The sequence below is a fragment of the Metamycoplasma equirhinis genome (assembly GCF_006385185.1).
Taxonomy (GTDB): domain Bacteria; phylum Bacillota_I; class Bacilli_A; order Mycoplasmatales; family Metamycoplasmataceae; genus Metamycoplasma; species Metamycoplasma equirhinis.
Window position 1 is genome coordinate 140,776 of the sequence record NZ_VFIX01000001.1, and the last position, 7,216, is coordinate 147,991.

Consider the following 7,216-nt stretch of genomic DNA (forward strand, 5'->3'; position numbering starts at 1 on the left):
TTAATTTATAAAATTAAAAAATCAGCACATGGTGCCGATAAATTAAGACTTTGTAGCCTCATAAAAATAAGTATTAATTTTTGTTCGTAAATTGTTGTCAATTATTGGGTAAGTATACAATTTGTATGTAGGATTTTTAACAGGATCCGGTTCGGGCTGTCTAAAAATTGACATACTAATTTCATCGCCACGGAAATATCAATTTAAAATAAATTCAAATGTGTAGTTGATTGCCGGAGTATATGAAACATAATCAAAATTTTTGATTTCACCAATTGAACTTTCAGCAAAAAAATCATCTATTTCATCACTTAGAACAATATTCAAGTCGGAAAAATAATTTCTAATTACTAACAATCACTCATAATTTTCTGCTTGTCCTGCTTTATTAATAAAATTATCGAACATATTAATTATTCATTTTTTAAAATCTAAACTAGTAGATTCATTTAATATGGACGGAATTTTTCAACTAGCAAAATGATTTGATAAATTAGTTTTTTCAAAAACTCCCCTTAATTTTTCTAGTTCCATTTTGGACAATTGATTTATATGTTCAGTTAATATTGTTTTGTGTTCATTAATTTTGCCATTTTCTAAAGTTTCCACAAATTCACTAAAGAAATTAGATGTTAATTTTGAGGTAAATTCTTTTGAGTTGTTAGTTTCAATATCTTCCAACTTCCATTTGCGATATAGCGATTCACCTAATGTTTTTAAAAACTCTGCAGTATCTTTTTCACTAAGACCTTTCGAAATTATTCAGTTATCCATTAGTATGTAATTATCCTTTGGCCTGATAAAACGAATTTTACCCTCTTTTACTCCGGAAAAATTATCTTTAGAATAATATGCATCAATAGCATCACCATTATACATTACAGCCGCATCGGAGCGCCCACTTTTTGGCTCTATTAAATGATTTAACAAATCTAAACCATCACCACTTAAGTAATTGAATTTAGTTTCTTTTATGCTTTTATTTGTTGCATTTTCAATAAATTGCACGAAAGAATTAATGGCTAATTTGTAATTTGCGTCATTAAAATCAAAAATTCTTGTTCCGTTATTTACTTTTGTAAATTTATCTTCTCAGTTGGCTCCTGAAGTCATGGCCCCAATCATTAAATTGTCTACAAATGCGTTAGTTCAACCAAAATGTGTGTAATTTGCTTTTCGCAAAAAAGTAAAAATTTCTTCTCAAGATAATTTTAGATTTTTATCATTTAATTTTTGATTGGCCAGTTTAATATTTAAGTCAGGTCTAGTATCTTTGTTTATATTATATGCAATGCCTTTGTCTTGAACAAAATAAGGTAAGACATACTCATAAAAATGATCAGAAACTAAACTATCAGCTTTAGTTGTATATCCGATAGGCTTGTTATCGCTATCTTTAATTAAATAATATCTATATTTTTTTAAATTGCCCTCATTTTCGTATTTTGTTAGTGTTGATAGAATTAACGAATCAAAAGCTTCTAAATGCTTGGAAACGGCAGGAGTGTAAAACTTTTTAAGTTTTTCCCAAGAAAGGGTGCCATCGACATTTTTTATACCTTTGCCAAAAACTTTTTCAAAATCTATTTTTTGAATTTTTTGGTTAATGATTAATTGCGCAGCTTGGAAATCGCTTCCAACACCAGCAATGGCTTTTTCTTGAGTAAGTGCTTGCGTAAATTCATTTATTTCTTTAAATTCTTTATAGTTATATTTTTGTTTTAATTTTTTGATAATGGACGGTGCCAAATAGGATTCGTAATTATAAATACTTGGTCGATATTGATTACCTAATTTTATAATTAATGCCAATAGAATAGAAACGCCTATTCCAAGTAAAATAAACACAGAAAGGATCACTTTTCAAATTCGTAATTTCAATTAATAAGTTTCCTTAATTTAAAATAGTGGTTTTATTTTGATTTTGTAGAATTTTTTTAGTTTTATAGAATTGTGATCCTTTAATCGCACCGTAAATAACATTTCCTAGCACAACTATTAATAATGATATAGCGCCAATAGCAAGCGACCAAGCCTGAAATTGTCCTTCATATAGTTGAGTTCCTAAAGTTTCCGTGTTTGAAACTATTCTAGTAATGATAAAATCATCAAATGAAAGTGCAAATGTAATAATAAATGTAAAGGCTATTGAACCAAGCATATAAACAAAATATGTCTTAAATCAAGTTCTAATTTTTGAATAGCCCAGATCTTGACTTGCCTCAAAAATGTTTTTTGAGAATTTATCGCTTTTGGGCAACATGATTAGTATTCCGTATGGTAATGACATAACCGTATGACCAATAATCGCCCTAAAAAAGCCTTCGTTTGTCGCACTTAATGTACCAAAGAAAATTAAATTTAATACAATTGCTAAAGTTAGACCAGTAATAACGTCAGGATTTATTAGTGGAATATTTGAACTTGATTGTACAAAGGTACGAGGTGCATTATTTTTATGTCTTCATAGGGCAAATACGGTTAGTAGCGAAATAGTAATTACTAAAATTGAAGAAGAAACACCCAATAAAAACGAATTAACAAAAGCTAAACCATGTGACTTTGAAAATAGTTCTTTATATGCATCAAACGAAGAGCGGTTTCAAGTAGTAACAGAAAAAATTCCTTTATCAGAAGGAGAATTAAAACTATATATTGCTCCAAAAATAATTGGAATGTACAAACTAGCCAATATTAAAATAACATATGAGTGTTTTAATATTGATTTGAATTTATTCATATATTCCTCCTTGTCTTTTTTTAGCAATTAAATATGGTATTCCATAAATAATTCCATAAATTGCTAAAAGTACTAATAAAGTGATTATTACTAACGAAGAAGCGTTTGCTAAATCAAATGGATTTGCAGTATTAGCGAATTGATTAATAAGATTTCCAATTAATTGTTTTTGGCTTCCGTTTGGTAAGAGTTTATCAGAAATAATAATTGAAGTGGCCGACATCATAAGTACAACGCCAAACCCACTTAAAATTGCTTTTGTACAATATGGCAAAATAACTTTGAAAATTGTTTGAATTTTGGAATATCCCAAATCTTCTGAAGCTTCAAGTATATTTTTAGGCATATCCTTTAAAACTTGATAAAGTGGCATAATCATGAATGGTAAAAATAAATATACCATTCCAAAGATTGCAAAAGCATTATTATTCAAATAATTTTCATCAAAGATTGCGGAAAATAATCCTCTAACTGCCAATGCTTTTGAAATTGTAAATATTGCCATAGGACTTAACATTAAGCTTAATGATAAAGTTCTAAAAATTTTTGACTTTGATTTTGAAATTATGTAAGCATATGGAAAACCAATGATTAAGGCGAAGGTAGCTGCAATAATTCCGGTTCATAAAGAGCGAAAAATTATTAGTCAAGTTGATCCCTTTGCAATAATATCCCAGTTATCTAACCGGTTTTGACCATCGATAGGTTTTAGAGCATAAATGAATATTAAAACCATTGGCAAAATAATAAACAAAATAGCAAAAAGAATATATGGAATAAGTAACGAAATTTGTAATTTGGAAATATTTCCCGCGACAAGGCGTTTAGTTTTTTTATTTGTTTTTGCCGCCTGCACTCTAATTTGCATATTCAGCCGCCTTATTATCTTCTTCGTTTCATTTTTCATCTTTTTTCATTAGATGGATTGAGTCGATATCTCAATTTAAAAATACTTCTTTTCCAACATCGTGTTTGCTTGAAGTTTCAATGTTTATAATTTTATTTTTAACCTTAATTTGGTAATTATAGTAACTTCCACCGTATGTTGCCGCTATTATTTCACCAGTCAATTTAGCATTAGTTTTTGATTTAGTAATATAAATATCTTCAGGTCTAATTAGTGCGTCTAATTCTTGATTTGCTTCAAATTCCTCGTGAATTGTATCGTATATGCGACCCATAAATTTAACTTTTCCTGCTCTTACAAAAGTCGCATCAAAGAAATTTGAATCGCCGATAAAGTTAGCAACTCATTTGTTTGCAGGATAATCATATAATTCTCTTGGCGTGGTGAATTGTTCAACCTTCCCATCTCTAATGACTGCAATTCTATCGCTTAATTGTAGAGCCTCATTTCGGTCATGCGTTACAAAAATAAATGTTAGTTTTAGTTTCTTTTGAATGTCTCGTAATAAAAATTGCATTTTTTCTCTAATCTTAGCATCAAGGGCACTAAGTGGCTCATCTAGTAATAAAATTTGAGGTTCAATAACCAACGATCTAGCAAGCGCTACCCGTTGCTTCATACCGCCGGACAGAAAATTAACATTTTTCTTTTCGTTGCCTTCCAACCCAACGAGTTTCATTATTTTTTGGACTTCTTTATCCATTTCGTTGTTAGTAATTCGACGCGTTAAATATCTTTTTTCAAAAGCTTCGATTTTTAGATCAACATAATTTTCTCAATATGAATATTTAAAATCCATATCATCAATTCACGATTGATATTTATCATGTTTTTTTTCCGATAATTTTGAGTTTTCAAGTAATTTTTCATAATGCTCCATGGTTTTGTCTAAAATGCGCATTTCAGTGCGAGCCTTTTTATTTCATTTTTTTCTCTGCAATTTTAGCCGGTTCTCATAAGATTTTGGAGCACCGTCTAACGGAATTCTTTTTAAACGCAAACCATATTTAATGTTATTTTCAACATTTAAATGTGGAAATAATGCATAATCTTGAAATATTGTTGATACTTCCCTTTTATGAGGACTTAAATCTTTAATATCTTTTCCATTAAATTTAACTTCGCCGCGAGTGACTCATTCAAAACCACCAATAATTCTTAATATAGTGGTTTTTCCTGATCCTGAAGGGCCTAATAAGGTAATAAATTCCCCTTTTTCAATCGATAAATTTACGTTGTCTAATACAGTTTTGTCTTCAAATTCTTTGACTATATCGACTAGTTCAATAATAGGAGCATTTGTTTTCTGTGTCTTTGTTTCCATTATTAACCTTTCTTTGATAAAAATACATATGAATTATGATTTTGTTGTTTCATAATAATAATCAATAATTAAAGTTTTTAATTCTAATTCCAACGGTTGATAAATTCTATATTTTGTTTTACCATTGTTTTCAAACTCCAAATCAAAAATTTTTATTGCTTTTAAATCTTGTTCCAAATTTTCATTTAAAAAATATCATTTTTTTAAAAAATCATTTGTGCTTTTGCTTGCTGGTGTATAGTTAATAGTGTTAAAATTTTGAATAAACGGCAAGTTTGAATTTGTGAATGCATTTTTGAAAAAAGTAAAATATTTTTTATAAAACATTTTTTTATTTAATGTATCGCCGTTCAAAAATAATTGCTTCATTTCGTCAAAATTAATGTTCTCATTTTTATTCTCATTTTTAATTAAAGCCAAAACATTTTTTAAATATTCATTTTCAATTTCATTTTCCGAAGCAAAACCTTTATAAAACAAATTTTCGCCTAATATTTTTAAGAAATGATCTGCTTGGTAATTATCTGTTTCTTTAGAAATTATTCAAGCGTCAATGTTCACATAACTATGTTTTGGCCTTTTAAAATCAATATGAGGTTTATTACCTAATTTTTCAAAATTATCATTTCCATAATAAGCGTCCATGGCGTCGCCGTTATACATTACAGAAATATCCGCTTTTCCATTAATTGGCTCTATTATTGAACTAACAAGTTCTTGCCCATCAGTGGCTAATTTATTAAATTCTGGATTTTTTATGCTTTTACCGGTGGCCATCAACACAAATTCAAAAAACCAATCGATAACTTTTTTATAATTTTGTTTATTTAATTCAATTCATTTATTACTATTTTGTTGATTTATATTTAATGTTTCGTGTGCATAAAATTGGCCAATCATTGCGTTGTCTTGAAACCAATTAGTCCAATAAACACGTGTTTTTTTATATTTATTTTTTAACGATGATATGATCTCGAATCAAGTTTCTTTTTCGTCAATATCATTAAAATTAACATTGTCTTTTAAATTGCTTCTATTTGAAGTGTCTAACGCTGAATTATCGGTATTATAAACAATCATTTTGTCTAATATAAAATATGGAATTAGAAATTGATAAAAACGATCAATGCCTTCTTCACCGTCAATTTCAAAACCAATAATGTCGTTAGTTTCTGAGTAGTAAATAAATGGCGAAACAATTTTTTTGTTATTTTTTCATTCTTGATAACCAAAATTGGTTGGATTTTTTTCAATTATTTTTTTAATTATTCAATTTTCAAATGCAGAAAAATTTTCTTTGACAATTTTAGGATATAAATTTAATATTTCATTATCATCAAAATTACTATTGTTAAATAGTTTTTTAAAATTTATTTTTTTTAATTTATTATCCAAAATCAATTGTGCAATTTGATAATCGCTACCAACACCGGCAACAGCTTTTTTATTTTTAATTGCTCTAGTAAATTCATCTAAATTTGTGAATGTATGATATGAATAGTTCTTTTTTAAATTAGCAATGATCTTTCTATCTAAGTAAGATTCATAGTTATAAATACTTACTTTAAAAGGGGAGGATAGTTTTAAACCTAAAATTATAAAAAACACTATAAATACAAATACGGTGAGCAGGGAGAATAAAATAACTCTCATTTTATGTGTCAAAAATTTCGTTTTCACTTTAATATCCTAATTTTTTAATCTTCTGTTCGTTGTTAACTCAATTATCATCAACCTTTACTTTTATAACTAAGTTAACTTTATGTTGAAAAGTATTAATCATTTTTTGGCGAGAAAGCACAGATATTTTCTTTATCATACTTCCACTTTTACCTATTACTATTGCTTTTTGTGATTCTTTTTTTACATAAATAGTAGCATCAATTTTGTAAGGAAAAGCATCTTCATCGGGTTCAATAAATTCATTTATTTCTACAGCTATTGAGTGAGGTATTTCTTCGTATAAATTTTCTATAGCTGCCTCTCTAATTATTTCTTTAGCCATAAAGCGAAGAGTAATATCTCCGTATTGATCTTCTTCATATAAGGCTTCTGATTCATAGCAAAACGGTTTAATTTCTTCAATTAAATCACTATAAGTTTGCTTTAAATTATTGGCAACACCCAAAATTCTCTTAAAACCAATTTCTTTTAATTTTTTTGCTTTTTTATTTAATTCGCTACGGTCATCTATTAAATCAATTTTGGAAATGACAGCTATTTTATTTTGAATATTTAAATCGTT

The 7,216-nt window shown here is 27.9% G+C and carries 6 protein-coding genes; all 6 read right to left on the bottom strand.

The features are described from left to right. Positions 1-42: 42 nt before the first annotated feature. Positions 43-1,881: a hypothetical protein gene (locus FJM08_RS07245; RefSeq protein ID WP_140031278.1), complete on the bottom strand. Its 1,839-nt coding sequence runs from the start codon at positions 1,879-1,881 to the stop codon at positions 43-45. A 13-nt stretch (positions 1,882-1,894) separates the two neighbouring features. Beyond that, positions 1,895-2,740: an ABC transporter permease gene (locus FJM08_RS07250; protein ID WP_140031279.1), complete on the bottom strand. Its 846-nt coding sequence runs from the start codon at positions 2,738-2,740 to the stop codon at positions 1,895-1,897. Next, positions 2,733-3,608 carry an ABC transporter permease gene (locus FJM08_RS07255; RefSeq protein ID WP_140031280.1) on the bottom strand — a complete coding sequence of 292 codons (876 nt, stop codon included), beginning with the start codon at positions 3,606-3,608 and terminating at the stop codon, positions 2,733-2,735. Before FJM08_RS07255 ends, FJM08_RS07250 begins: the two co-directional genes overlap by 8 nt. Further along, positions 3,598-4,971 (bottom strand): ABC transporter ATP-binding protein, encoded by a 1,374-nt coding sequence (locus FJM08_RS07260; RefSeq protein ID WP_140031281.1) that lies wholly within the window; start codon positions 4,969-4,971, stop codon positions 3,598-3,600. Before FJM08_RS07260 ends, FJM08_RS07255 begins: the two co-directional genes overlap by 11 nt. Before the next feature lie 33 nt (positions 4,972-5,004). Continuing rightward, the gene (locus FJM08_RS07265; RefSeq protein ID WP_306769756.1) at positions 5,005-6,651 is read right to left on the bottom strand and encodes a hypothetical protein; all 1,647 of its coding nucleotides are present in this window, start codon (positions 6,649-6,651) and stop codon (positions 5,005-5,007) included. A gap of 1 nt (position 6,652) precedes the next feature. Beyond that, a partial coding sequence (locus tag FJM08_RS00615; protein ID WP_170177176.1) for a KH domain-containing protein occupies positions 6,653-7,216 on the bottom strand: 564 nt, incomplete at its 5' end.